Origin of the sequence: Ensifer sp. ENS11, assembly GCF_014851895.1 — a bacterium.
Taxonomy (GTDB): domain Bacteria; phylum Pseudomonadota; class Alphaproteobacteria; order Rhizobiales; family Rhizobiaceae; genus Ensifer; species Ensifer canadensis.
The window spans coordinates 25,425-51,348 of sequence record NZ_JACVAN010000014.1; the positions used below are offsets into that span (position 1 = coordinate 25,425).

21 protein-coding genes are annotated in these 25,924 nt (G+C 62.9%); 11 read left to right on the forward strand and 10 right to left on the reverse strand.

All coding sequences use genetic code 11. The annotated features are described in order from the left end of the window. Positions 1-138 precede the first annotated feature (138 nt). From IB264_RS23100 to IB264_RS23115, 4 genes are all read right to left on the reverse strand, one after another. A complete protein-coding gene (locus IB264_RS23100) occupies positions 139-1,275 on the reverse strand; it encodes an alpha-hydroxy acid oxidase (RefSeq protein ID WP_025428016.1) in 1,137 nt (378 codons plus the stop codon). A gap of 180 nt (positions 1,276-1,455) precedes the next feature. Further along, complete coding sequence (gene guaD, locus IB264_RS23105; RefSeq protein WP_025428015.1) at positions 1,456-2,772, reverse strand: guanine deaminase; 1,317 nt, start codon at positions 2,770-2,772, stop codon at positions 1,456-1,458. Next, complete coding sequence (gene puuD / locus IB264_RS23110) at positions 2,769-4,007, reverse strand: urate hydroxylase PuuD (protein WP_025428014.1); 1,239 nt, start codon at positions 4,005-4,007, stop codon at positions 2,769-2,771. Before puuD ends, guaD begins: the two co-directional genes overlap by 4 nt. A gap of 158 nt (positions 4,008-4,165) precedes the next feature. Beyond that, positions 4,166-5,107, reverse strand: a complete 942-nt coding sequence (locus IB264_RS23115; protein WP_025428013.1) for a LysR substrate-binding domain-containing protein — start codon at positions 5,105-5,107, stop codon at positions 4,166-4,168. A gap of 162 nt (positions 5,108-5,269) precedes the next feature. Here IB264_RS23115 and IB264_RS23120 point away from each other — a divergent pair, with 162 nt between their 5' ends. Then, positions 5,270-5,458: a hypothetical protein gene (locus IB264_RS23120; protein WP_128090423.1), complete on the forward strand. Its 189-nt coding sequence runs from the start codon at positions 5,270-5,272 to the stop codon at positions 5,456-5,458. 52 nt (positions 5,459-5,510) lie between these two features. Here IB264_RS23120 and xdhB read toward each other — a convergent pair whose 3' ends face one another. The 3 genes from xdhB to IB264_RS23135 form a co-directional block, all read right to left on the reverse strand. Further along, positions 5,511-7,850: a xanthine dehydrogenase molybdopterin binding subunit gene (gene xdhB / locus IB264_RS23125; protein WP_025428011.1), complete on the reverse strand. Its 2,340-nt coding sequence runs from the start codon at positions 7,848-7,850 to the stop codon at positions 5,511-5,513. A gap of 2 nt (positions 7,851-7,852) precedes the next feature. Beyond that, positions 7,853-9,343 carry a xanthine dehydrogenase small subunit gene (xdhA, locus tag IB264_RS23130; protein WP_038577341.1) on the reverse strand — a complete coding sequence of 497 codons (1,491 nt, stop codon included), beginning with the start codon at positions 9,341-9,343 and terminating at the stop codon, positions 7,853-7,855. A 118-nt stretch (positions 9,344-9,461) separates the two neighbouring features. Continuing rightward, a complete protein-coding gene (locus tag IB264_RS23135) occupies positions 9,462-10,238 on the reverse strand; it encodes a 3-hydroxybutyrate dehydrogenase (RefSeq protein ID WP_025428009.1) in 777 nt (258 codons plus the stop codon). 264 nt (positions 10,239-10,502) lie between these two features. Between IB264_RS23135 and glpK the strand changes: the two genes are divergently transcribed. The 5 genes from glpK to sbmA all read left to right on the forward strand — a co-directional run bounded on the left by glpK (position 10,503) and on the right by sbmA (position 16,814). Further along, positions 10,503-11,990 (forward strand): glycerol kinase GlpK, encoded by a 1,488-nt coding sequence (glpK, locus tag IB264_RS23140; RefSeq protein WP_025428008.1) that lies wholly within the window; start codon positions 10,503-10,505, stop codon positions 11,988-11,990. Positions 11,991-12,221: 231 nt separating this feature from the next. Beyond that, entirely contained in the window at positions 12,222-13,280 is a 1,059-nt protein-coding gene (locus tag IB264_RS23145; protein WP_025428007.1) for an LLM class flavin-dependent oxidoreductase, read from the forward strand. Positions 13,281-13,367: 87 nt separating this feature from the next. Then, a complete protein-coding gene (gene map / locus IB264_RS23150; RefSeq protein WP_025428006.1) occupies positions 13,368-14,120 on the forward strand; it encodes a type I methionyl aminopeptidase in 753 nt (250 codons plus the stop codon). 82 nt (positions 14,121-14,202) lie between these two features. Further along, on the forward strand, positions 14,203-15,402 hold the full coding sequence (locus IB264_RS23155; protein ID WP_164474910.1) for an MFS transporter: 1,200 nt from the start codon (positions 14,203-14,205) through the stop codon (positions 15,400-15,402). Positions 15,403-15,554: 152 nt separating this feature from the next. After that, the gene (gene sbmA / locus IB264_RS23160; RefSeq protein WP_025428004.1) at positions 15,555-16,814 is read left to right on the forward strand and encodes a peptide antibiotic transporter SbmA; all 1,260 of its coding nucleotides are present in this window, start codon (positions 15,555-15,557) and stop codon (positions 16,812-16,814) included. 21 nt (positions 16,815-16,835) lie between these two features. Here the strand turns inward: sbmA and IB264_RS23165 are convergent, their stop codons facing one another. Beyond that, a complete protein-coding gene (locus IB264_RS23165; protein WP_025428003.1) occupies positions 16,836-17,855 on the reverse strand; it encodes a polysaccharide deacetylase in 1,020 nt (339 codons plus the stop codon). Positions 17,856-17,987: 132 nt separating this feature from the next. Between IB264_RS23165 and IB264_RS23170 the strand changes: the two genes are divergently transcribed. The 3 genes from IB264_RS23170 (at position 17,988) to der (ending at position 20,885) form a co-directional block, all read left to right on the forward strand. Beyond that, a complete protein-coding gene (locus IB264_RS23170; RefSeq protein ID WP_025428002.1) occupies positions 17,988-18,575 on the forward strand; it encodes an NnrU family protein in 588 nt (195 codons plus the stop codon). 93 nt (positions 18,576-18,668) lie between these two features. After that, positions 18,669-19,337 (forward strand): tetratricopeptide repeat protein, encoded by a 669-nt coding sequence (locus IB264_RS23175; protein ID WP_025428001.1) that lies wholly within the window; start codon positions 18,669-18,671, stop codon positions 19,335-19,337. A 117-nt stretch (positions 19,338-19,454) separates the two neighbouring features. Then, a complete protein-coding gene (gene der / locus IB264_RS23180) occupies positions 19,455-20,885 on the forward strand; it encodes a ribosome biogenesis GTPase Der (RefSeq protein WP_025428000.1) in 1,431 nt (476 codons plus the stop codon). 109 nt (positions 20,886-20,994) lie between these two features. On the opposite strand, the gene IB264_RS23185 is transcribed toward der, so the two are convergent. After that, on the reverse strand, positions 20,995-21,909 hold the full coding sequence (locus tag IB264_RS23185) for a sugar kinase (protein ID WP_025427999.1): 915 nt from the start codon (positions 21,907-21,909) through the stop codon (positions 20,995-20,997). Positions 21,910-22,088: 179 nt separating this feature from the next. Between IB264_RS23185 and IB264_RS23190 the strand changes: the two genes are divergently transcribed. Further along, complete coding sequence (locus IB264_RS23190; protein ID WP_025427998.1) at positions 22,089-23,726, forward strand: alpha-glucosidase family protein; 1,638 nt, start codon at positions 22,089-22,091, stop codon at positions 23,724-23,726. Then, positions 23,726-24,187, forward strand: coding sequence for an aminoglycoside 6'-N-acetyltransferase (gene aac(6') / locus IB264_RS23195; RefSeq protein ID WP_025427997.1), 462 nt, complete (start codon positions 23,726-23,728; stop codon positions 24,185-24,187). The genes IB264_RS23190 and aac(6') overlap by 1 nt, the downstream gene beginning before the upstream one ends. 12 nt (positions 24,188-24,199) lie before the next feature. Here the strand turns inward: aac(6') and ade are convergent, their stop codons facing one another. After that, on the reverse strand, positions 24,200-25,897 hold the full coding sequence (gene ade / locus IB264_RS23200) for an adenine deaminase (RefSeq protein ID WP_025427996.1): 1,698 nt from the start codon (positions 25,895-25,897) through the stop codon (positions 24,200-24,202). Positions 25,898-25,924: the final 27 nt, after the last annotated feature.

A 25,924-nucleotide genomic window follows, 5' to 3' on the forward strand; every position in this document is an offset into this window, starting at 1 on the left:
GGTTCGCCGCAAGAAACGATCGCATACGTTTAGTTTATGCGACCAATTTGGAACTGCAGGCATTCCACACACGTGTTGGAGGCCGGCCGCGAAGCCGCCCTTTTCAGGCAATCCGGCTTCGCCGGTTGGCGCGCTCGATCAATCCGCGAGAATGTCGCGGTTGACGTCGTTGATATCGCGCTTGCCGCAGAGCGCCATGGTGATGTCCATCTCCTTGCGGATGATTTCCAGCGCCTTGGTCACGCCTTCCTTCCCCATGGCGCCGAGGCCGTAGAGGAAGGGGCGGCCGATATAGGTGCCCTTGGCGCCCATGGCGACGGCCTTCAGCACGTCCTGGCCGGAGCGGATGCCGCCATCGAGATGCACCTCGATCTGGTGGCCGACCGCATCGACGATGCGCGGCAGCATGCTGATCGAGGAATGGGCGCCATCGAGCTGGCGGCCGCCGTGGTTGGAGACGATGATCGCGTCGGCGCCGGTCGCCGCCGCCATCTTGGCGTCTTCCGGATCGAGAATGCCCTTCAGGATCAGCGGACCGCCCCAGCGCTCCTTGATCCATTCGACGTCCTTCCACGAGAGTTGCGGGTCGAACTGTTCTGCCGTCCAGGCGCCGAGCGAGGACAGGTCGGTGACGCTCTTGGCGTGGCCGACGATATTGCGGAAGGTGCGGCGGTTGGTGCCGAGCATCTTCATGCACCAGCCGGGACGTGTCGCCATCTGCCAGAGATGCTTGGGGGTCAGCTTCGGCGGGGCCGACAGGCTGTTGCGCAGGTCCTTGTGGCGCTGGCCGAGGATCTGCAGGTCGAGCGTCAGCACCAGTGCCGAGCACTTGGCGGCCTTGGCCCGGTCGATGAGGTTCAGCACGAACTCGCGCTCGCGCATGACGTAGAGCTGGAACCAGAAGGGCTTGGTTGTGACCGACGCGACATCCTCGATTGAGCAGATGCTCATGGTCGACAACGTGAAGGGAACGCCAAAGGCTTCGGCCGCCTGGGCTGCCAGCATCTCGCCATCGGCGTGCTGCATGCCGGTCAGCCCCGTCGGCGCCAGCGCCACCGGCATCGACACTTTCTGGCCGATCATGGTCGTTTCCAGCGAGCGGTTGGTCATGTCGACCAGCACCCGCTGGCGCAGCTTCACCTTGGCGAAGTCTTCCTCGTTGGCGCGATAGGTGCCCTCGGTCCAGGCGCCGCTGTCGGCGTAATCGAAGAAGAGCTTCGGTACGCGGCGCTTGGCAAGGGCCTTGAGGTCGCTGATTTCGAGGATTTGCGTCATGGAAACGGCCTTCATCTGAAACACAGGTTAGAGCGGGATGCGGGCGGAAAGCCGCGGACACTTTTCCGCACCCAACTCTTGGGATGACTACCGAGGCCTTACCATGTTTGCCGGAGGCTTGTTAATAGCGCGGACGCAAAGAGGTCAATTTTTTTGACCTCTTTGCCAATGACGGTGAAGTCAGGCAGCAGCGAGTGCCGCCTTGGCCGGTTTTCCCGCCACATAGGTCTCGACGATCGCGCGGTCGTCGCCCATGGTCTGGAGCAGGAAAAGTTCATCGGCGAGTGAGTTGACCACTTCGGCGCGCAGCGCCATCGCCGGTGTTGCCGCCATGTTGAGCACGATGAAGTCGGCGTCGGTGCCGGCCTCGAGCGTGCCGATGCGATCGACCAGCGACAGCGCCTCGGCGTTGCCGCGGGTCATCATGAAGAAGCTGTCGAACGGGTTCAGCCGCTCGCCCTGCAGTTGCAGGATCTTGTAGGCCTCGTCGAGCGTCTTCAGCATCGAATAGCTGGTGCCGCCGCCGATATCCGAGGCGACCGAGGTGCGTACCGGCTTTTCGCGCCGGTTGAGCGCCCGCAACGGGAAAAGGCCCGAGCCGAGGAAGAGGTTGGATGTCGGGCAGAAGACCGCGACCGATCCCGTCTCGCACATCACGTCCGCCTCGCGGTCTGAGAGGTGGATGCAGTGGCCGAACAGGCTCTTCGGCCCAAGCAGCCCATAACGGGCGTAGACGTCGGTATAATCGGTGGCTTCCGGATAGAGTTCGCAGGTAAAGGCGATCTCGTCGCGGTTTTCCGACAGATGTGTCTGGACATGCAGGTCGGGAAACTCATGCACCAGCGATTTTGCGACGTCCATCTGCTCCGGCGTCGAGGTGATGGCAAAGCGCGGAGTGATGGCGACATGGTTGCGGCCCTTGCCGTGCCAGTCGCGGATTACCGCGCGGGTCTCGTCGTAGCCCATCTGCGGCGTATCGAGCAACCCCTGCGGGGCATTGCGGTCCATCATCACCTTGCCGGCGATCATGCGCATGTCGCGGCGTAGCGCCTCGGCGAAGAAGGCGTCGGCGGATGCCTTATGCACGGTGCAATAGGCGGCCGCCGTCGTCGTGCCGTGGCGGACCATTTCGTCGAAGAAACGGCTGGCGATGCGCTCGGCATGGGCGGTCTCGACGAAGCGGCACTCTTCCGGGAAGGTATAGGTGTTGAGCCATTCCAGCAGGTTGGCGGCGTAGGAGGCCATCACCTGCATCTGCGGGAAATGCAGATGCGTGTCGATGAAGCCCGGCACGATCAGGTGCGGGCGGTGATCGATCTCGACGATATCATCCGCTGCCTCGGCCTTCACAGTCGCGTAGGTGCCAGACGTTTTGATCCGGCCGTCTGCGACCAGCAGCGCGCCATCGCTTTCATAGGTGTAGGCGGCGCTGTCCTCGATTGCCATTGGCGCGCGGTGAAAGCTCAAGAGGCGGCCGCGGATGAGCGTCGTTGTCATTGTGTCTTGCCTTCCTCGACGGCGCTTTCGAACCAGGCTGCCAGCAACTGGCGCTCGTCCGTCGTCATGTCGGTTATGTTGCCGGGCGGCATGGCATGGCTGCGCCCCGCCTGGATATAGATTTCGCGGGCGTGGGCGGCAATCTCCTGATCGCTCTCTAACACCACACCCTTCGGCGGCCGGGCGATGCCCTCATAGACCGGTTCGGCTGCGTGGCACATGGAACAGCGGGTCGAGATCGCGTCCTTGACGGCGGGGAAATGCGCATTCTCCGCAAACCGGGCAAAGACCGGCGCGACCTCGGCTTTTTCTTCGCCGGTCAGCACCTTCGGCACGGTCGACAGCCACATGATCAGGATGAAGAGGAGGACGGTGACGAGCCACGTCCAGGTAGGCCTACCCTTGCGGGCATGGGTCGTATTGAACCAGTGCCGGATGGTGACACCCATCAGGAACACCAGCGCCGCGATGATCCAGTTGAAGGCGGTGGCAAAAGCCAGCGGATAGTGGTTCGACAGCATGAAGAAGATGACCGGCAGGGTCAGGTAGTTGTTGTGCAGCGAGCGCTGCTTGGCCTGGGCGCCGAGCTTCGGGTCGGGCGTGCGCCCGGCGATCAGGTCGGCAACGACGATCTTCTGGTTGGGAATGATGAGGAAGAAGACGTTGGCCGACATGATGGTGGCGGTGAAAGCGCCCAGATGCAGGAAGGCGGCGCGGCCTGTAAACACCTGGGTATAGCCCCAGGCCATGATCACCAGCGCCACATAAAGAAGCGCCATCAGGCCCCAGGTGTTGTTGCCGAGCGGCGACTTGCAGAGCAGGTCATAGAAGACCCATCCGATGCCGAGCGAGGCGAGCGAGATCAGGATCGCGGACGTTGCCGAGATATCGAGCACGTGGCGATCGATCAGGAAAAGATCGGCACCGCCGTAATAGACCAGACAGAGCATGGCGAAGCCCGAAAGCCACGTCACGTAAGATTCCCATTTGAACCAGGTCAGGTGCTCGGGCATCGAGGCGGGGGCGACCAGATATTTCTGGATGTGGTAGAAGCCACCGCCATGCACCTGCCATTCCTCGCCGTAGGCTCCAACAGGCAGGTGGTCGCGCTTCACGAGACCGAGGTCGAGCGCGATGAAATAGAAGGATGAGCCGATCCAGGCGATGGCGGTAATGACATGCAGCCAGCGCACAGCAAAGGCCAGCCATTCCCAGGCGATGGCGAACTCGTACATTCAGGTCCCCTTTATTCTCTCCGTCAGCGCACCTTGCGCAAAAACCGGGAGTTGGGGAAGGGGGCGAATGCGCCTCCAAGCGTAAATTGCCGCGATCGGGACGATTTCGGGGTGAATTCACCCGGAATGATAAACCTGATGGATTCTAATGGGTTACCCTAGCTCGCGGAAGCCGCCTTGCGCTCTTCTACCCAATCGGCCCCGAACTGAACCGACGGGCAGAGTTCGCTGAGGATCCAGTCGCGGAAGATGCGGATCTTCGGGGTGTTGCGGCGCGCATGCGGGTAGGCCAGCCAGTAGTCGCAGCCGTCGCTGCAGCGCAGGTCGAAAGGCTGGTAGAGCCGGCCAAGCGCTACGTCGTCACCGTAGAATTCCGGTGTCAGGATCGCCACGCCCTGGCCGGCAACGGCGGCGCGCGCCTCGAAGGATTGCGCGCCGAGCCGGCTTGTCGGGCGGCCCTCGAGATCCGGATCGTCGACGCCGGCGGCCGAAAACCAGATCCGCCACCAGGGGTCGCCGGCATCGATGATCCTGAGCTTCAGGAGATCACGCGGCTCGCGGATGCCGCCAACGGTTTCGGCGAGTGCCGGGCTCAGCATCGGGCTGAACTCGACGCGCATCAGCGGATGTGTGTCGAGGCCCGGCCAGACGCCGGCGCCGGAGCGGATGGCGAGATCCGTGGGTTCCTTGGCAAAATCGACGAGGTTGTCGTTGGTGTCCAGGCGCACGGCGATGGTGGGGTGGGCGAACTGAAACGAGCCGATGTTGCGGGCGAGCCATTGCGAGGCGAAGGTCGGGGTCGAGCTGATCAACAGTGTGCTGTCGATATCGCCGCGCGCTGAGGAGACGGCCTCCTGCAGCATCTCGAAGGCTTCGGTGACCCGTGGCGCCAGCCGCTGGCCGACATCGGTCAACGCGATCTGGCGTGGGCGGCGCAGGAACAAGGGCTCGCCGACGCTCTCCTCGATCAGCTTGACCTGGTAGCTGACGGCGGTCTGGGTCATGCCCAGCTCCTCGCCGGCCTTGGTAAAACTGCCGAGCCGGGCGACGGCTTCGAAGACCCTCAACGCATTCAGCGGAAACTGCTTGGACATCTTCATGGATAAGTTCTCTTGATGCATGCAGACGGATGTTCGATTGGAACTCAATCCTCTTCCACGGCATCCTGCAAGTCAACTTCCCAAGACGAACAGGTGCTCAAAATGACTTGCGACGTTATCGAACATACTGAAAGAAAACCGCTTCTTTCGCTGGATGCGGTCGTGCGGCTCACGTCCACCCTGTTTGGCCGTGCCGTTGTCGCCAAGCCGGTGCTCGACGTCAATGCGCTGTCCGACCATATCAAAAGAGACATGGGTTTCATGGATGGCCGTGGCCCCTATGGGGACGATGTCGAGGCGCAGGCCGACGCGCACCGCCTCGTCAACATCGACGAGCTGCCCCGGATCTGACCGGAGCTCTCACACGCCGCGCGTCGAACGGGATGCGCGGCGATGTCATCAATCAAGACGATTGTCGAAGGCGTTCGACGGCCATCAGCACGCGCTCCGGCGTCGCCGGCGCATCAAGGCGCGGGCATTCGCGATAATCGGCAACGCTCGCCACCGCCATCGACAGCGCCTCGAGCACGGAGATCGGCAGCATGAAGGGCGGTTCGCCCACGGCCTTTGACCGCCCGATGGTCTTTTCCGCATTTTCCGACCACTCGGCCAGTTTGACGTTGAAGATCTTCGGCCGGTCCGAGGCGAGCGGGATCTTGTAGGTCGAGGGTGCGTGCGTGCGCAGTCGGCCCTTGTCGTCCCACCACAGCTCCTCCGTTGTCAGCCATCCCATGCCCTGGACGAAACCGCCTTCGATCTGGCCAAGGTCGATCGCCGGATTGAGCGAGCGGCCGACATCGTGCAGCACGTCGACGCGATCGACCATGTATTCGCCGGTCAGCGTATCAACAGATACTTCCGACACCGAGGCGCCATAGGCGAAGTAGTAGAAGGGCGTTCCCCGTCCGGTCGCGCGGTCCCAATGGATTTTCGGCGTCTTGTAGAAGCCGGCGGCCGAAAGCTGCACGCGCGCCGTATAGGCAAGCTTGATGAATTCCGGGAAGGGTACCAGTTCTTCGCCGATCTTCACGTGATCGGGAACGAAAGTGACGTTTTCCGCCGTCGTCTGCCAGCGCTCGGCTGCAAAGGCGACGAGCCGTTCCTTGATCTGGCGCGCCGCATCGAAGGCGGCCATGCCATTGAGGTCGGAGCCGGACGATGCAGCGGTCGCCGAGGTGTTGGGGACCTTGCCGGTCGTGGTCGCGGTGACGCGCACGCGGTCGAGATCGACCTGGAAGCTGTCGGCGATGACCTGCGCGACCTTCACATAAAGGCCCTGGCCCATTTCCGTGCCGCCGTGGTTCAGGTGGATCGAGCCATCCTGATAGATGTGCACGAGGGCGCCGGCCTGGTTAAATGCGGTCATGGTGAAGGAGATGCCGAACTTCACCGGCGTCAGCGCGATGCCCTTGCGAATGACACGGCTCGCACGGTTGAACTCGATAATGGCCATGCGGCGCGCCTGGTAATCGGCGTCGACTTCAAGCTCGGCGACGATCCGGGCGATGATGTTGTCTTCGACCTGCTGGTGGTAAGGGGTGATATCCCGGCCGGAACCCTTCTCGCCGTAGAAATTGAGCTTGCGGATCTCGAGCGGATCCTTGCCGAGAGCGTAGGCGATCTCTTCGATCATGCGCTCGCCGCCGACCATGCCTTGCGGGCCACCGAAGCCGCGATAGGCGGTGTTGGAGACGGTGTTCGTCTTCAGCGGCTGCGACGTCAGTTTTACATGCGGGTAGAAGTAGGAGCTGTCTGCGTGGAACAGCGCGCGGTCGGTCACCGGTCCGGAGAGATCGGAGGAGTAGCCGCAGCGCGCAGCGTAATTGGCGTGAACGGCGTGGATGCGGCCTTCCTCGTCGAAGCCGACATCGTAGTCGACGAGGAAGTCGTGACGCTTGCCGGTGGCGGTCATGTCCTCGTCGCGGTCGGGGCGAAACTTGACCGCACGGCCGAGCTTTTTCGCCGCCACGGCTGCAAGGGCTGCGAACTGGTTGCCCTGCGTTTCCTTGCCGCCGAAGCCGCCGCCCATGCGGCGCACATTGACCGTGACCGCATTGGAGGGAACGCCGAGCACGTGCGAGACCATGTGCTGGATTTCGCTTGGGTGCTGGGTCGACGACCAGACGGTGACCTCGTCGTCCTCGCCGGGAATGGCAAGGGCGATATGGCCTTCGAGGTAGAAGTGCTCCTGGCCGCCGATGCGCATCCGGCCCTTCAGCCGGCGCGGCGCCTTTTCCAGTTCAGCGTCGGCATCGCCCCGCTGCAAGGTCAGGGGCTGGGTGACGAGCTCGCCGCCATGGGCTACCGCATCGGTGATATCGGTGAAATGCGCCAGGTCGCGATAGCTGATCTTCGCCAGCCGGGCAGCACGACGGGCGATGTCGCGCGTCTCGGCGATGACGGCAAAGGCCGGCTGGCCGTGGAACTGCACGATGCCGTCGGCAAGCACCGGCTCGTCATGCAGGTGGCTGGGGCTGATATCGTTGGAATGCGGCATGTCGCTCGCCGTCAGCACGCAGACGACGCCGGCCGCCGCGGCGACGGCCGAGAGGTCCATGGCGGTGATTTCGGCGTGGGCGCGGTCGGTCATCCCCAGCGCACCGTGCAGCGTGCCCGCCGGTTCCGGCATGTCGTCGATGTAATCGGCGGTGCCGGTCACGTGCTTGTGGGCGCTGTCATGGCGCTGGTGCGAATGCATCTGCCCCTTGATCGCCTTGCGTTCTTCGAAGGTCGACTTGTCCATGATTACCTCTCTCCCGCCGCGTAGCGCACGAGCTCCGCCGGCTGGCCGCCACTTTCCAGGAAAAAGCGCATCAGCAGGTTCTTCGCCGCCAGCATGCGATAGGTGCTGGTGGCGCGCCAATCGCTCAAGGGCTGATAGTCGGCCTCGAAGGCTGCCTGAGCGGCGCGCACCATTTCCTCGGTCCAGGGCTTGCCGATGAGCGCGGCCTCGACGGTTGCAGCGCGTTTCGGCGTGCCGGCCATGCCGCCAAAGGCGATGCGGGCGGTCTCTACCCGGTTGCCGTCAAGCGAAATGCGGAAGGCGCCGAGTAATGCGGAAATGTCCTCGTCGCGGCGCTTGGAGAGCTTGTAGGCCGCAAACAGCTCACCCGCCGGCAGCGCGGGCACGAAGACGCTCTCGACGAATTCGCCGGCTTTGCGGTCCTGCTTGCCGTAGGCGATGAAGAAATCTTCAAGCGGCAGCGTGCGCGTCCCTTCCGTCGAGCGCAGCGTGACAGTTGCCCCCAGCACGATCAGGGGCGGTGGACTGTCGCCGATCGGCGAACCGTTGGCGATGTTCCCGCCGATCGTGCCCATGTTGCGCACCTGTTCGCCGCCGATACGGTCGATCAACCGGCCGAAGGCTGGATAGGCTTTGCTGAGCGCTGCAAAGGCGGCTGAATAGCTGACGCCGGCACCAATGGTCAGGCCGCCGTCGCTTTCCTCGATGCGCTGCAGTTCGGCGATGCCGTTGATGAAGACGACGGGATCGATCGGACGCATCTGCTTGGTGACCCAGAGGCCGACATCGGTGGCGCCGGCAACCACCGTCGCGCCTTTGTGCTCGGCAAGAGCGGTCGCGAGGCCGGTGGCATCCGCCGGCACGATCAGACAGCTTTCACCGTGGCGGACGGTGATCGTTTTCTCGGGTTGAAGCGCCTTGAGGCGGGCGATGGTGGCCTCGCGCGCAGCCGTGATCGGATCGAAGATAGCAGAAGGCCGCGCGCTTGCGGCGGCCTCGGCCGCCTTGACGATCGGCTCGTAGCCGGTGCAGCGACAAAGGTTGCCTTGCAGCGCCTTTTCGATGTCGGCCCGGCTGGGATTGTCGTTCGAAAGCCAGAGGCCATAAAGCGACATGACGAAGCCGGGCGTGCAGAAGCCGCATTGTGAGCCATGGAAATCGACCATCGCCTGCTGCACGGGATGAAGCGTTCCATCCCTGGCGGCGAGATGCTCAACGGTGACCACATGGGTCGCATGCAACGATCCGACGAAGCGGATGCAGGCATTGACGCTTTCATAGACCAGCGTTTCGCCGGCGAGCCGGCCGACGAGCACGGTGCAGGCACCGCAATCGCCCTCCGCGCAGCCTTCCTTGGTTCCTGTCAGCCGGCGCTCAAGCCTGAGATAGTCGAGCAGGGTCGCGGTCGGCGCGACGTCGGAAAGCGCCACCTCGCTATCATTGAGGATGAAGCGAATGCTGTCGTCGTCCTTGCGTTCCCTAACCTTAGGCATGCCATTCATTCCTGCTGATGCATGGCCGCAAAAACCGGAAGCGTTCCCGGCGACGGACCATGCGCATTTTCATAGAGTTAGGGCGTCGTCCGCCTCGTCTCAATGGACGGGCGGCTCTCTATTGCGCCGTCCAGCCGCCGTCCATGGAAACATGCGTGCCGGTGATCTGCGCCGCATCATCGCTTGCGAGATAGACGGCGAGCGACGCTACCTGCTCGACGGTGATGAATTTCTTGGTCGGCTGGCCCTTGAGCATTACGTCGTTGATGACCTGCTCTTCGGTGATGCCGCGGGTGCGGGCCTGATCCGGGATCTGCTTTTCGACCAGCGGGGTCAGCACATAACCCGGGCAGATCGAATTGGCGGTGATGCCATTTTCCGCAACTTCGAGCGCGACGGTCTTTGTCAGCCCCATGATGCCGTGCTTGGCGGCGACATAGGCCGATTTGAACGGCGAGGCGACGAGCCCGTGGGCAGAGGCGATGTTGACGATGCGGCCCCAGCCCTTTGCCTTCATGCCGGGCAGGGCGGCGCGAATGGTATGGAAAGAGGAGGAGAGGTTGATGGCGATGATCCGGTCCCATTGCTCGACCGGGAAATCCTCGACCTTCTCGACATATTGAACGCCGGCATTGTTGACCAGAATGTCGACGCTGCCGAAGCGTTTTGCCGCCGTTGCCATCAGGTCGGCGATCTCGTCCGGCTTCGTCATGTCGGCCGGGTGATAGATGACCGTTCCCGTGGTGAGCGCCCCGACTTCGTCCGTCGCAGCCTTGATTTCGTCCGGCGTGCCGAAGCCGTTCAAGACGATGTTGGCGCCGCCCTTGGCAAAAGCCTTGGCAATGGCAAGGCCGATGCCGCTCGTCGAACCGGTGATGACCGCAGTTCTCGTCATTCCTGATCTCTCCCTTTGCAGCGCCGCTGATCTTGCCCGTTTTTTGCGGCGCAACAGCGTCAACCTACGCGTAAAACCGCTGAGGTGACAATTGTGTTTTTCAGGCCGCCGACGCAGAGTTGCGGCGGGAGGCCTTGTCACGATTTCTTGCGTTTTGTTTTCGTTTGACATTCGTTTTGCCATCGTATTGAAGTTTTTCGAAATGGACGCCACGCCCAAGAGGAAGGGCGTCGAGACACGTGATGTGAGGCCGGGGAGGGGCATATGGGCGGATATATTCTCGCGATCGATCAGGGCACGACATCGAGCCGGGCGATCGTCTTCGACGGCAAGCAGCAGGTAGCAGGCCTCGACCAGAAGGAATTCAGGCAGCACTTTCCGAAATCCGGCTGGGTCGAGCACGATCCGGAGGAAATCTGGGATAGCGTCGTCGTCACCGTCAACGAGGCGATCAGGAAGGCGGGGATCTCCCCAAGCGATATCGCCGGCATCGGCATCACCAACCAGCGCGAAACGGTGGTGGTCTGGGATCGCGAAACCGGCAAGCCGATCCACAACGCCATCGTCTGGCAGGACCGCCGCACATCAGCCTATTGCGACAAGCTGAAGAAACAGGGTCTCGAAAAGACCTTCACCAAGAAGACCGGTTTGCTGCTCGATCCCTATTTCTCCGGCACCAAACTCAACTGGCTGCTGTCGAATGTGAAGGGCGCCCAGGCCAGAGCTGCCAAGGGCGAGCTTTGCTTCGGCACGATCGATACTTTCCTGATCTGGCGGCTGACAGGCGGAAAGTCCTTCGTCACCGATGCGACCAACGCCTCGCGCACGCTGCTCTACAACATCGCCGACAATGCCTGGGACGACGAGTTGCTCGACATCCTGCGCGTTCCCCGCGCCATGTTGCCGGAGGTGAAGGACTGCGCCGCCGATTTCGGCGTCACCGACAAGGAGCGCTTCGGCACGGCGATCCCGATCCTCGGTGTTGCCGGCGACCAGCAGGCCGCCACCATCGGCCAGGCCTGCTTCAAGCCGGGCATGCTGAAATCGACCTACGGCACGGGCTGCTTCGCATTGCTCAACACCGGCAAGGACATGGTGCGCTCGAAGAACCGGCTGCTCACCACCATTGCCTACCGGCTGGATGGCGAAACCACCTATGCGCTCGAAGGCTCGATCTTCGTTGCCGGCGCGGCGGTGCAGTGGCTGCGCGACGGCCTGAAGGTCATCAAGGCGGCTCCGGACACCGGCACGCTTGCCGAAGGCGCCGACCCGTCGCAGGAGGTTTACCTCGTCCCGGCCTTCACCGGTCTCGGTGCGCCGCATTGGGATCCCGACGCTCGCGGCGCGATCTTCGGCATGACCCGCAACACCGGGCCCGCCGAGTTTGCGCGTGCCGCGCTCGAAGCGGTCTGCTACCAGACGCGCGATCTGCTCGAAGCCATGCACAAGGACTGGCGCAGCAACGGCAAGGAAACCGTGTTGCGCGTCGACGGCGGCATGGTCGTCTCGGACTGGACGATGCAGCGGCTTTCCGACCTCCTCGATGCGCCGGTCGACCGGCCGACCATCCTCGAGACGACGGCGCTCGGCGTTGCCTGGCTCGCCGGCAGCCGCGCCGGCGTCTGGCCGAAGCAGGAGGAGTTCGCCAAGTCCTGGGCGCGCGATCGCCGTTTCGAGCCGGCGATGGACGAAGCGACGCGCAAGACGAAGCTCAAGGGCTGGCGCAATGCGGTCAAGCGCACGCTGACCTAGAGCATTTCCAGGAAAAGTGCGAAGCGGTTTTCCGTCAGGAAATGCGTAAAAACAAGGAGATAGAGCGTTTCTGCGACTCCGCTTAAACCGGAAACGCTCTCGCCCCGGACCCTTGGCTTGATCCAAGCGCCGTTTGGCATCATCCGGGAAACACAGTGTTTCCCGGACGCGCATTTGCTGCTTTCGCCGGGGCCAACTATCTGTCGGTAGAACAACGATAGGATGGGCATCATGGAACTCGGGCTTTACACATTTGCGGATGTCGATCCGAACGCTGCCGACAAGGGCCGGGAAGGCCAGCGTCGGCTTGCCAATTTGCTGGAAGAGATCGAACTGGCAGATCAGGTCGGCCTCGATGTCTTTGGCCTTGGCGAACATCACCGCCCTGATTATGCAGCCTCGGCACCAGCCGTCATCCTTGCGGCAGCCGCCGCGAGGACGAAGACCATAAGGCTGACGAGTGCCGTGACGGTGCTGAGCTCGGACGACCCGGTGCGCGTGTTCCAGCAGTTTTCCACGCTCGACCTTCTCTCCAACGGCCGGGCCGAAATCATGGCCGGGCGCGGCTCGTTCATCGAGTCCTTCCCGCTCTTCGGTCAGTCGCTCGACGATTACGACCAGCTCTTTGCCGAAAAGCTCGACCTGTTGATGGCGCTGCGCGAAGCGGAAAAGGTCTCCTGGGCGGGCGAGATGCGCCCTGCGATCAGCGATCGCGGCGTCTATCCGCGTCCGCTGCAGGAGGTGCTGCCGCTGTGGATCGCCGTCGGCGGCACGCCGCAGTCGGTTGCCCGTGCCGGTGCCCTCGGGCTGCCGGTGGCACTTGCGATCATCGGCGGAGAGCCGCGCCGGTTCGCTCCGCTGTTCGATCTTTATCGCGAGGCCGCCCGTCGTGCCGGCCAGGATCCGGCAAAGCTGAAGACCAGCATCAATGTCCATGGCTTCATCGCCGATACGACCGATCTTGCCGCTGACCAGTTTTATCGCCCGCAGGCCGAGGTGATGAACCGCATCGGCCGGGAGCGCGGCTGGGGGCCGACGAACCGGGCGCATTTCGACCAGGCGCGCAGCCCTGCCGGCAATCTCTTCCTCGGCGACCCCGAAACCGTGGCGGAGAAGATCGTCGAGAACTGGAAGCTCTTCCGCAACGACCGCTTCCTGCTGCAGATGGCGATCGGCCCGATGCCGCATGCCCAGATCATGCGCGGCATCGAACTCTACGGCACCAAGGTCGCGCCGCTGGTGCGCAAGGCGCTTGCCGAGCAGGGGGCCGGACAGACCGTTTCGGCCTGAGCCGCCACAGGCCGTTCATGTCTCGCTTGTCGGCGCTGGAAAATCCGGCACCGACCGGTTACATGTGGGCACGAAAGCGAGACACGGATGACCCTCAACAACGAAGAAGATCTGCTGCGGCTGAAGGAAATCGGCCGCATCTGCGCCAATGCGCTGCAGGCTATGGGCGAAGCGCTCGAGCCGGGCATCACCACGGCGGAACTGGATGCCATCGGCCGCAAGGTGCTGGAAGAGGCAGGTGCGCGCTCTGCGCCGGAACTCTGCTACCAGTTTCCGGGCGCCACCTGCATCAGCGTCAACGAGGAAATCGCCCACGGCATCCCCGGCAGCCGCATCATCCGCGCCGGCGATCTCGTCAATATCGACGTTTCGGCTGAGAAAGACGGCATCTTCGCCGACACCGGCGCTTCCTTTCCGGTGCCGCCGGTCTCGGCAGCCATCGACCGCCTCTGCCGTGACGGCAAGCGGGCGATGTGGGTCGGCCTCAAGCAAGTGCGTCCGGACCAGTCGCTTGCAGCGATCGGCAATGCGATCGGCGATTTCGCCCGCAAGAACCGCTATTCGCTGGTCACCAACCTTGCCAGCCACGGCATCGGCCGCTCGCTGCACGAGGAGCCGAAGGAGATCGCGACCTGGCCGGATCCGAGCGAGCGGCGGCGCATGACCGACGGTATGGTCTTTACCGTCGAGCCGTTCCTCTCGATGGGCGCGGACTGGGCCGAGAGCGGCGACAAGGACGACTGGACGCTCTACAGCGAACCGCGGGCACCGACCGTGCAATATGAGCACACGGTCGTCGTCACGCGCGGCGGTCCGTTGGTGGTGACGCTGCCCGGCTGACGGGCCATCGTTCGATTCCTTCAATAGGACATTCAATTATAGTGATTTGTGGTGTTCGTTTTGCAGTGCAATAAAACTGCTTATGACCACGATCGACAGACCACATCACGCAAGCCTCGCCTCCACCGCTACCGCCGGCGCCATTGCCATGGCGGTCGCCATGGGCTTCGGCCGCTTCTCCTACACGCCGATCCTGCCGGCGATGATGACGGACCTCGGCCTATCGCCGGCGGATGCCGGCCTCATCGCCTCGGCCAATTTCGTCGGCTATCTCGCCGGCGCCGTGCTTGGCGCTTACGGCTGGGCGCATGGGCAGGAGCGAAGGATCGGGCTTGCTTCGCTCGCGGCAACCACACTGCTGCTGGCGGCGATGGGCCTGACGTCCTCGGTCTTGGTGCTCAGTCTCATCCGCTTTCTCGCCGGCCTTGCCAGCGCGTTTTCGATGATCTTCATCTCCGGCATCGTCCTTGGTCACGGGCTGTTGGCGCGGTCTGAACATGTGCCGGCCATGCATTTCGGCGGCGTCGGGCTCGGCATCGCCTTCTCCTCGCTCTGCGTCTGGTTGGCACCTCTCGCTGGCGCCGCCGGGCTTTCAGCGTCGCAAGCCGACTGGTTCACCGGCGCTCTTGTCGCGCTTGTCGGCACGGTCGTCGTCGCTCTGATGCTGCCGGCCGGTCCCGTCTCCGGCAACGGCGCCGCACGTGAAAAGCCGCTGACCTGGACCCGCCCCCTGACGGTGGTGACGCTGACCTATGGGTTGTTCGGCTTCGGTTACGTGATCACGGCCACGTTCCTGGTGGCCATGGCCCGCGACGCGAGCGGCGGCCACAGCATCGAGTTCCTTGCCTGGCTGTTGACGGGCCTAAGTGCAGCGCTGTCGGTCTATCTCTGGCGCTTCGCCGTGCCGCGCTTCGGGCTTGCCGGTGTTTACGCGATCGGTCTTCTGGCCGAGGCTGTCGGCCTTGTGCTCACCGTCAGCCTGCCGCTGCCCTATGCGCCGCTTGCCGGTGGCCTGATGCTGGGCGCCACCTTCATGATGATCACCGCCTACGGCCTGCAGATCGGCCGGCATCTGGCGCCGGAAAGTCCGCGCAAGGCACTGGCGCTGATGACGGCGGCCTTCGGTATCGGCCAGATCATCGGTCCGGTGGTTGCCGGCTGGTTGGCCCAGCGCACCGGCAGCTTTGCAGCGCCGACCTTGATCGCGGCCGCGGTGCTGTTCGTCTGCGGCGGGGTGATCGTTGCCGAACTCAGGCGGATCGCAGCGGCGCTGCCGCGCTGAGCGGCGGCGGGAAGGTTGCGCCGCTTGCCGTAACACATGATGAAATAACGGTAACGTTCATATTACCTGATTGTTGAAAAAGGTGCTTTGCCCTAGTTTCGGCGCTTCGAGAGGCGAGTTGTTCTCCTCCCCCGAAACGAGAGTGCCGTACTTTGTTCCTATCTTTCTTCCCGAAGCCGAAGCTCTTTTTCATTTCCTTTGTCGTCTGGTCGCTTGTCGCCATCGCCTTTTGGTATGGTGAAGGCGAGCAGTTGGGTGCAGTCTTCGGAATGCCGCCCTTGCCCTCGGATGCGCCGCCGATCACCGGGATTTCTGCCTTCTGGTCGCCCGCCTTCCTCTGGTTCTATCTCTACTTCGGGCTGGTCGTCGGGCTGTTCGCAGCATTCTGGTATGTCTATTCGCCACATCCCTGGCAGAACTGGTCGATCCTCGGCTCAGCCCTCATTCTTTTCGTCACCTATTTCCAGGTGCAGGTGAGCGTCGCGATCAACAATTGGTACGGGCCGTTCTGGGATCTGATTCAGGCGATCGTCTCGAAGACGAAGGTGGTGACCGCGGCAGAGTTCTACGGAGAAATCGCCGTCTTCCTCGGTATCGCCTTGGTCGCTGTCGCTGTCGCGGTCATGACCCGCTTCTTCGTCAGCCACTATATCTTCCGCTGGCGCACGGCGATGAACGAGTACTACATGGCCCACTGGGGCAAGCTGCGTCGTATCGAAGGTGCTTCGCAGCGTGTCCAGGAAGACACAATGCGCTTCTCCACGACGGTGGAGGGCCTCGGCGTCAGCCTGATCGACAGCGTGATGACGCTGATTGCGTTTACGCCGGTATTGATCCGGCTTTCGGCCAATGTCACCGAACTGCCGATCGTCGGTGACATTCCCTATCCGCTGGTTACGGCCGCTGTGCTTTGGTCGCTGTTCGGCACGGTGTTCCTGGCGCTCGTCGGCATTAAGCTGCCGGGCCTCGAGTTCCGCAACCAGCGTGTGGAAGCGGCCTACCGCAAGGAACTGGTCTATGGTGAGGACCACGCCGATCGCGCTCAGCCGCCGACGGTCGCCGATCTCTTCGAAAACGTTCGCCGGAACTATTTCCGGCTCTATTTCCACTATCTCTACTTCAACATCGCCCGCATTTTCTATTTGCAGATCAACGGCATCTTCTCGTTGCTGATCCTGGCGCCGTCGATCATCGCCGGCAAGATCACACTCGGCGCGTTGAACCAGATCTCGGGTGCCTTCGGGCAGGTGACGTCGTCGTTTCAGTACCTGGTTTCATCCTGGCCGACGATTGTCGAACTGCTTTCGATCTACAAGCGTCTGCGCGCCTTCGAAGCGGCAATCGACGATGAGCCCCTGCCGGAAATCGAGCAGAAGTTCATCGCGGTTGGTGGCGAGGAAGAACTGGCCTAAGCTGGGCCAGGAGAGGACCAATCAGAAGGCGGAGCGATCCGCCTTCTTTTTTGCCTGCTCGATCATCGGCAGCGCCTGGGCGTAGCTGACGCAGGCGACATCAGGCTTGCTGCAGACCTCGGTCAGCAGCCGGTCGAGCGCGCGCCAGTAGGCGCCGCCATTCATCTCGACGAAATGGAAGCCGAGCTGCAGCGGGATGCGGTTGCCGGCATATTCCTTGTCGAAGGCTTGTCTGTAGGCCTCGTAGGTGCGCGCTTCGAAGGTGGCGCTGTCCTTCTTGTTTTCGATACCCATGGAATGGCGCACGAACAGATTGTAGTCCATGCCGATCACCGGCCGCTTGGACGGCCCTTCCGGGATCAGCGGCAGGCCGAAGCGCGGCAGACCGTCCTTCTCCATCGGCCAGCCCGGCCCCTTGGTCACCAGGCTCGCGTCATAGGTAAAGACCGATGCCTTCAGGGCTGGCAGCAGGCCGTCGCTCAGCGACAGGTAGGGCGCACGGAAACCCTTGATGCCGGTGCGGGCAAATTCCGCCCAGCCTTGCGGCTCGGCATCCGGCCTGTCGGCCTTCTTCCAGGCATCGCGCAGGGCGATGTCGAATGTCGAGAATTCGCTTTGCCAATCGGCCTTCGTCCAGCCCTTGCCGTCGAAATGGCCGCAGGCGTGGCTGGCAATGTCGTGACCGTCGAGATGGGCCTGCCAGATGTGACCGGCGCGGGCCGCGATTTCCTCTCGGCTCTGGGCAAAGCCGACATTGGAACGACCCGGTTTCAGCCCCGGCGGTCTGTAGCTCTGCTTGCCGTCGGCGCGCGTCATCAGGAACGTGCAGGAGAGGAAATAGGTGAAATGCGCATTGGTGCGCTTGGCCATCGCCAGGCTTTTCTCCCACAGCGCGTTGTCATGCGCCCCATCGAAAGACACGATGACGAGCTGCTTGTCCTTGGCAGGAACGGTCGGTGCGGCCATATCGGGCGTGGGTTCGGCAGCCGCGACGAGGGCAGGGCAAAGGGCGAGGGAAAGGGCAATAAATGTTCGGATCATGATATCTGCGACGATTTGCGTATGCCGTCCCTTTATCCAGGAATGCGGCAATCCTTTGATCTGTCTGGAAATTTCTGTGCACTCCGGCTATGTCGATAGCCGACAGAACAATAATGAAGGACGGGTGACGACATGGCGCTACTGATATTGGGTATCGTGATCTTCTTGGGCATCCATCTCGTTCGCAGCTTTGCACCCGGCCTGCGCGCATCGGTGATATCGAGCAGCGGCACCGGCGCCTGGCATGCGATCCACGGTATCTGTGCGCTTGTTGGCCTCGGTCTGATTGCCTATGGCTTCGATCAGGCGCGCGCCACCACCGGCATGCTCTATACGCCCCCGGTCTTTCTTGCACACATCGCGCTGACCCTGATGCTGATCGCCAGCATCTGTCTTGTGGCCGCCTATCTGCCCCCGGGCAAGATCCGCGCGGCCACAAAACATCCGGCGATCCTCGCAATCAAGATCTGGGCACTTGCCCACCTGCTTGCCAATGGCGAGGCGTCGTCGGTGCTGCTCTTCGGCACCTTCCTCGTCTGGGCGGTGATCCTGCGCATTTCGATGAAAAAGCGCTGGCGCGCCGGCGAAATCACCTATCCGGCGTTCGTTTCCTATCGCTACGACCTCATCGCCATCGTGCTTGGTGCGGCCCTTTATGGCGTGATTGTGTGGAAGTTGCACGAACTGGTGATCGGTGTTTCGCCTATGGTTGTCGGCTAAATAACGCGCGCCCCCTTACAACAGCCGCAAAATCGGGTAGAAGGCGCAAAATCCTAATAGCGTGCAGGGAAGGCCGAGAGGCCGGGGCAATCGATGGCGAACCAAGACGACAGCTTTATCCGCGAGGTGAATGAAGAACTGCGTTCGGACCAGATGAAGAACATCTGGGCCCGTTTCGGCAGCGTCATCGTGGCGATTGCCGTGCTCATCGTTCTCGGAACCATCGGCAAGGTCGGCTACGACTACTGGCGTGACAACGCGTCGTCGAAGTCCGGCGACGAGTTCCTCCAGGCGCTGAACCTCGCCAAGGAAAACAAGGCCGACGAGGCGCTGGCCGCCCTCAACAACTTGCAGAAGGACGGCTATGGCGCCTATCCGGTGCTGGCTCGCCTTCGTGCGGCGACGCTGCAGGCCGAGAAGGGCGAGACCGATGCCGCCATCAAGGCGTTCTCGGAGATCGGCAAAGACACCGGCCTGCCTGAGGCGCTTCGCGACGCCGCCCGCCTGCGCGCCGCCTATCTGCTGGTCGATACCGGCACCTATGACCAGGTTTCGGCCGAAGTCGAACAACTGGCCGTGCCGCAGAACAATATGCGCCACTCGGCCCGTGAGGCGCTTGGCCTTGCTGCCTACAAGGCCGGCGATACCGCCAAGGCGAAGAGCTGGTTCCAACAGATCGTCGATGATCCCCAGAGCCCGCGCAATGTTGCAGGCCGGGCGCAGATGCTGCTCGACGTGATTGCCGCGAGCGGCAAAGCCTAAGCGCATATCCCTGAAGGCCGGCACCGGCCTTTGGAAAGGATATGTTGATTTTCAAAGTGTTGGAGCGCTGTATGTCTTGACGACGTGCAGCGCTTCAGGACGGAAACGGATACGTTCATGAGTTTCACCGTCGCCATCATCGGGCGCCCCAATGTCGGCAAGTCCACCTTGTTCAATCGTCTGGTTGGCAAGAAGCTGGCGCTCGTCGACGATACGCCGGGTGTCACCCGTGACCGCCGTCCGGGCGATGCCAAGCTCATCGACTTGCGCTTCCGCATCATCGATACCGCCGGCCTGGAACAGTCCGCACCCGACAGCCTTCAGGGCCGCATGTGGGCGCAGACCGAAGCCGCGATCGACGAGGCCGACCTGTCGCTGTTCGTGGTCGACGCCAAAGGGGGCCTGACGCCGGCCGACAACACACTTGCCGAGATGCTGCGTCGGCGCGGCAAGCCGGTCGTGCTCGTCGCCAACAAGTCCGAGGCCCGCGGTTCCGACGGCGGCTTCTATGACGCCTTCACGCTCGGTCTTGGCGATCCTTGCCCGATCTCGGCCGAACATGGCCAGGGCATGCTCGATCTGCGCGACGCGATCGTCGCTGCGATCGGCGAAGACCGTGCCTATCCTCAGGAAGACGACGTTGCCGAGACCGATATCGACCTGCGCCCGACCACCGGCGAAGCGGCGGAAGAGGACGACGAGGCCGAGCCTGCCTATGACGAGACCAAGCCGCTGCGCGTGGCGATCGTCGGCCGGCCGAATGCCGGCAAGTCGACACTGATCAACCGCTTCCTCGGTGAAGACCGGCTTTTGACCGGGCCGGAAGCCGGCATCACCCGTGATTCGATTTCGGTCGAATGGGACTGGCGCGGCCGCACCATCAAGATGTTCGACACCGCGGGCATGCGTCGCAAGGCCAGGGTGCAGGAGAAGCTGGAGAAGCTTTCGGTCGCCGATGCGCTGCGCGCCATCCGCTTTGCCGAAACGGTGGTCATCGTCTTCGACGCGACCATTCCGTTCGAAAAGCAGGACCTGCAGATCGTCGATCTCATCATTCGCGAAGGCCGGGCCGCCGTGCTTGCCTTCAACAAATGGGATCTGGTCGAGGACTGGCAGGCCGTGCTTGCCGATCTTCGCGAAAAGACCGAGCGGCTGTTGCCGCAGGCGCGCGGCATTCGCGCCATACCGATCTCCGGCCATACCGGCTACGGCCTCGACCGCCTGATGCAGGCGATCATCGACACCGACAAGACCTGGAACCGCCGTATCTCGACGGCGCGTCTCAACCGCTGGCTCGATTCCCAGCAGGTGCAGCATCCGCCACCGGCTGTCTCCGGCCGCCGCCTGAAGCTGAAATACATGACGCAGGTGAAGGCCCGCCCGCCGGGCTTCATGATCTCGTGCACGCGGCCCGACGCGCTGCCGGAATCCTATACCCGCTACTTGATCAATGGCTTGCGCAACGATTTCGACCTGCCGGGCGTGCCGATCCGCATCCACTATCGCGCGTCGGAAAATCCCTTCGAGAATAAGCGCAAGAAGCGCTGAGCCATCGGCGGCAGCGTCTGTGTCTTTGCAGCCCCTCGCGTCGATTTTGACGCGCAAGGGATGCTATCATGCCCAAAATCCGCAAGCGGCGGTCGGCTGCGGCGATGCCTCAGTCGACGAGCTTGTTCTTGTCGACCAGCGCGCCGTGATGGCCGATGACGCCGGCAGCGATGCGGGCGGCAAAGGCTGCAGATTCACTCGGCGTGTCGCCCGTGACGAGACGCGAGAGGAAGGCACCGTTGAAGCTGTCGCCGGCGCTGGTGGTGTCGACCACGCGCTCGACCGGCGTTGCCGGGACGTGGCTTGCTTCTGATCCCTCGAACGCCAGCGTCACACCCTTTTCCCCGTCCTTGACGACCACGTCGGCGACACCCAGCGCCTTGTAGCGCTCGATCGTCGCCTTGATCGAGCCGTCACCGAAATGCGTGACCTCGTCGTCGAAGCTCGGCATCACCAGGCTGGCGGCACGGGCGCCATCCGTCAGTGTCTGGCGCATGCGCTCGGCGTCGTCCCAAAGGCGAGGACGGATATTGGGGTCGAAGACGACGCGTTTACCCGCGGCCTTGGCGCGGCGCAGTTCGGCAAGCAGCGTTTCCACCGCCTCGGGCGCCAGGATCGCAAGGGTAATGCCGGAAAACAGGATGAGATCGGCGCCCTCGATGGCGCGGCGCAGATGCTCTGGGTCATCGGCGAGAAGTCTCGCTGCTGAAGCCGAGCGCCAATAGGAGAAGCTACGCTCGCCGTCCTTCAGATGGATCATGTAGAGGCCCGGCGTGCGACCCTTGATTTTGCGGACGGCCGCCGTGTCGATGCCCTTCTCGGCCATGAAGGCGAGCATTTCGTCGGAAACCGTGTCGGTGCCGACGGCAGAGCAATAGGCGACGGACCAGTCGATCGGCAGGAACAGGTGTGCATAATAGGCGGCGTTGAAGGTGTCGCCGGCATAGCTTTTGCGCAACAGGCCGCCCTCGGCCTGCATCAGTTCGACCATGCACTCCCCGATCGAAAGCATCGTTCCCGCCAACGTCTTCTCTCCCTTTGGTTTTTGCCGTGCTGACGGGATAAGGTTCAAGACCGGTCTCGGCAAGAGTTGTTTTTAGGGCGCTTGAGATTTGAGCGATGACTTGGCTGCCCTCCGGCGTTTACTCCCGCGCCGGGCGCGGTTACATCTTGGCGCACAGATCGGTTTCACGGGGGCAGGGCATGGCGTCTCAGCAGGTTTCGGGTGACGATTGGTGGCGCGGCGCTGTGATCTATCAGGTCTATCCGCGCTCGTTTCAGGATACCGATGATGATGGCATCGGCGACTTGAAGGGCGTCACGCGGCGGCTCGGCCACATCGCCTCGCTCGGCGTCGACGCCATCTGGCTGTCGCCCTTCTTCACCTCGCCGCAAGCCGACATGGGCTACGACGTCTCGGATTATTGCGACGTCGACCCGATGTTCGGCACGCTTGCCGATTTCGACGCGATGCTGGCGGAGGCGCACCGCCTCGGCCTCAGGGTGATCATCGATCAGGTGATTTCGCATTCATCCGACCGCCATCCCTGGTTCGTCGAAAGCCGGACCAGCCGCGAGAATCCGAAGGCAGACTGGTATGTCTGGGCCGATCCGAAGCCTGATGGCACCGCGCCCAACAACTGGCTTTCGATCTTCGGCGGACCGGCCTGGGAGTGGGACGGGGTGCGCAAGCAATATTACATGCACAACTTCCTTGCCTCGCAGCCGGACCTCAATTTCCACAATTCTGATGTTCAGGATGCAGTGCTGGATGCAGCGCGCTTCTGGCTCGACCGTGGCGTCGACGGTTTCCGGCTCGATACCGTGAACTTCTATTTCCACGACCGCCATCTCAGGGACAATCCGCCGCTGGTGCCGGATCCGGATGCGACGAGCAATGATGCGCCCGACGTCAATCCCTACGGCATGCAGGATCACCTCTACGACAAGAGCCAACCGGAAAACGTCGCCTTTCTCCAGCGGTTCCGGGCCTTGCTCGATGGTTATGGCGGCCGAACGACGGTCGGCGAAGTGGGGGACGGCGCGCGATCGTTGAAGACCGTGGCCGCCTATACCAGCGGCGGCGACAAGCTGCACATGTGTTATACCTTCGATCTGCTCGGCCCGGATTTCACTGCAGGTCATATCCGCCGCTGCGTCGACAATTTCCAGAAGGCTGTCACCGACGGCTGGGTGTGCTGGGCTTTTTCCAACCACGACGTCATGCGCCATGTCAGCCGCTTTGCGCGAAGCGATGCGGAACGGGAAGTGGTCGCAAAGCTGGCAATCACGCTTCTGGCGACCTTGCGTGGCTCGATCTGCCTCTACCAGGGCGAAGAGTTGGGTTTGACGGAAGCGGATCTTGCCTTCGAGGATTTACGCGATCCCTATGGCATCCGCTTCTGGCCGTCGTTCAAGGGGAGGGATGGCTGCCGCACGCCGATGGTGTGGGAGGCGGCCGCCAGGCATGCCGGGTTCTCCGTCGGAAAACCGTGGCTGCCGGTGCCGACAGAGCAGGCCCGCCTGGCGGTCGATACGCAGGAGGCTGGCGCTGGCACGGTGCTCAACCATTATCGCGCCATGCTGGCTTTTCGCCGGTCGCATGCGGCCCTGCACGATGGTGACATGTCGTTCATCGAGAGCAACCGCGACCTGCTGGCATTCATCCGCGAGAAGGATGGCGAGCGGCTGCTCTTCGTCTTCAACCTGACGCGCGTGCCGCAGGAATTTCTCGTTTCCGACGCGGCGATGGAAGGCGTGCCGTTGCCGGGTCAATCGGTGCGGGTCGCCGGCGGCGTGCTGAAACTCGATGCTCTGAGTGCCTATTGCGGGAAGCTCTGATGCGTGTGTTGCTAATGGACGGGGAGATGGTCGGCCGCTGGCTGGAGATGCGGCTTGCGCTCTGGTCCGACACGCCGGCCGCCGTGCACCGCGACGAGATCGATAGCAGTCTGGCTGCAGCCGAGCGACAGGCCGCGTTTCTTTGCGAGGACGATGCCGGTGTCGCGGTAGGCTTCGCCGAAGTGTCGCTACGCACCGACTACGTCAACGGCTGCGAGACATCGCCTGTTGCCTTCCTCGAAGGCATCTATGTGCTTCCGGGCTATCGCCGCCATGTCGTTGCGCGGGCGCTGATTACCGCGGCGGAACGCTGGGCGATCAGTCGCGGCTGCCGCGAGCTTGCATCCGACACCGATATCGACAATCTGGAAAGCCATGGCCTGCATATGGCGCTCGGCTTCGAGGAAACCGAACGCGTCGTCTATTTCCGCAAAGAGCTGTCGGTCGCCGCGGATAACTGAGCGAGCCGCGCTTCAGCCGATCAGCATGAACTTGTCGACGTCGACGAGGCCGCGGTCTGATATCTTCAGGTGCGGGATTACCGGTAGCGGCAGGAAGGCAAGTTGCAGGAATGGCTCTTCCAGCGTGGCGCCCAGCGCAAATGCCGCCTGGCGCAGATGGTGCAGGGTGTCGCGCACGGATTCGTGCGGTTCCAGGCTCATCAGGCCCGCGACCGGAAGCGCGATCTCGCCGGTGAGCTTGCCATCCTCGACGACGACGAAGCCGCCCTTGATCTCGCCAAGGCGATTGGCGGCGGTCGCCATGTCCTCGACGTTGACGCCGACGACGCAGATGTTGTGGCTGTCATGGCCGACCGTCGAGGCGATCGCGCCCTTCTTCAGGCCAAACCCCTGTACGAAGCCGTTGGCGTGGTTGCCGTTGACGCCGTGGCGCTCGATCACCGCCACCTTGATGATGTCGCGACCGAGGTCGACGCCGGTCTCGTTGCCATCCGCGGGCAGCCGGTAGCGGCGGTGCTCGGTGATGATCTTGCCCGGCAGGACGCCGATGACGGATGTCTCGCTGTCGGAGTAGGGCACGCCGAAGTCGCTGGCATTGACATGGCCGGCCTTGACGCTGTCGAGGCCGACGGGGGCGACCGGCTTGCGGGTGGCAAACAGTGCGTCGGTGACGCGGCGGCCGCCGGAAAAGACCATCTGCGCCCGGCAGCTTTCGAGACTGTCGACGACGACGAGGTCGGCGCGCCAGCCGGGGGCCACAAGGCCGCGGTCGCGAAGGCCGAAGGCGCGCGCGGCCGAGATCGAGGCGGCGCGATAGATCGCCAGCGGCTCGACGCCGGCGGCGATCGCGGTGCGGATCATGTGGTCGAGGTGGCCCTGCTCGGCGATATCGAGCGGATTGCGATCGTCGGTGCAGAGCGCCAGATAGGGCGAAAGCCGCTCGGTAATGATTGGCATCAGCGCGTGCAGGTCCTTGGAGACGGAACCTTCGCGCACCAGGATATGCATGCCCTTGCGGATCTTCTCCATCGCCTCGTCCGCGGTGGTGCACTCATGTTCCGTGCGGATGCCGGCCGAGAGATAGCCGTTGAGGTCCTTGCCGCGCAGCAGCGGCGCGTGCCCGTCGATGTGCCCACCCTGGAACGCCTCGAGCTTGGCGAGGCATACCGGATCCTTGTGGATGACGCCGGGGAAATTCATGAACTCGGCAAGGCCGATCACCTTCGGATGATCCCGGAAGGGCAGCAATCTTTCGATCGGCAGGTCGGCGCCCGCGGTCTCCAGATGCGTCGCCGGCACGCAGGACGACAGTTGCACGCGGATATCCATGATGGTTTCGAGAGCGGAATCGAGAAAGAACTGGATGCCCTCGGTGCCGAGCACGTTGGCGATCTCGTGTGGGTCGCAGATAACTGTGGTGATGCCGAGCGGCAGCACGCAGCGATCGAACTCATGCGGGGTGACGAGCGAGGATTCGATGTGCAGATGCGTATCGATGAAGCCGGGAACGACGATGCGGCCGGAGATATCGATCTCCTCGCGTCCCTCATAATCGCCATAGGTGCCAACGATGCGGCCGGCCGATATGGCGATATCGGAGGCGATCAGTTCACCCGTCACCAGATCGAAGAAGCGCCCGCCCTTGAGCACGATGTCGGCCGGCTCGCGGCCGACGCCCTGGTCGATCATTCGTTCCAAAGCCCTAGACATCTCTGCACCCCTCACTTCAGACCCGTA

Coding starts and splice junctions, on each gene's coding strand:
- IB264_RS23190 (WP_025427998.1), top strand. CDS start 22,089: ATGGCGTCTCAGCAGGTTTCGGGTGACGATTGGTGGCGCGGCGCTGTG.
- IB264_RS23145 (WP_025428007.1), top strand. CDS start 12,222: ATGGAACTCGGGCTTTACACATTTGCGGATGTCGATCCGAACGCTGCC.
- ade (WP_025427996.1), bottom strand. CDS start 25,897: ATGTCTAGGGCTTTGGAACGAATGATCGACCAGGGCGTCGGCCGCGAG.
- IB264_RS23165 (WP_025428003.1), bottom strand. CDS start 17,855: ATGATCCGAACATTTATTGCCCTTTCCCTCGCCCTTTGCCCTGCCCTC.
- IB264_RS23170 (WP_025428002.1), top strand. CDS start 17,988: ATGGCGCTACTGATATTGGGTATCGTGATCTTCTTGGGCATCCATCTC.
- map (WP_025428006.1), top strand. CDS start 13,368: ATGACCCTCAACAACGAAGAAGATCTGCTGCGGCTGAAGGAAATCGGC.
- IB264_RS23175 (WP_025428001.1), top strand. CDS start 18,669: ATGGCGAACCAAGACGACAGCTTTATCCGCGAGGTGAATGAAGAACTG.
- IB264_RS23135 (WP_025428009.1), bottom strand. CDS start 10,238: ATGACGAGAACTGCGGTCATCACCGGTTCGACGAGCGGCATCGGCCTT.
- xdhB (WP_025428011.1), bottom strand. CDS start 7,850: ATGGACAAGTCGACCTTCGAAGAACGCAAGGCGATCAAGGGGCAGATG.
- IB264_RS23155 (WP_164474910.1), top strand. CDS start 14,203: ATGACCACGATCGACAGACCACATCACGCAAGCCTCGCCTCCACCGCT.
- glpK (WP_025428008.1), top strand. CDS start 10,503: ATGGGCGGATATATTCTCGCGATCGATCAGGGCACGACATCGAGCCGG.
- guaD (WP_025428015.1), bottom strand. CDS start 2,772: ATGACAACGACGCTCATCCGCGGCCGCCTCTTGAGCTTTCACCGCGCG.
- puuD (WP_025428014.1), bottom strand. CDS start 4,007: ATGTACGAGTTCGCCATCGCCTGGGAATGGCTGGCCTTTGCTGTGCGC.
- xdhA (WP_038577341.1), bottom strand. CDS start 9,343: ATGCCTAAGGTTAGGGAACGCAAGGACGACGACAGCATTCGCTTCATC.
- IB264_RS23115 (WP_025428013.1), bottom strand. CDS start 5,107: ATGAAGATGTCCAAGCAGTTTCCGCTGAATGCGTTGAGGGTCTTCGAA.
- IB264_RS23100 (WP_025428016.1), bottom strand. CDS start 1,275: ATGACGCAAATCCTCGAAATCAGCGACCTCAAGGCCCTTGCCAAGCGC.
- der (WP_025428000.1), top strand. CDS start 19,455: ATGAGTTTCACCGTCGCCATCATCGGGCGCCCCAATGTCGGCAAGTCC.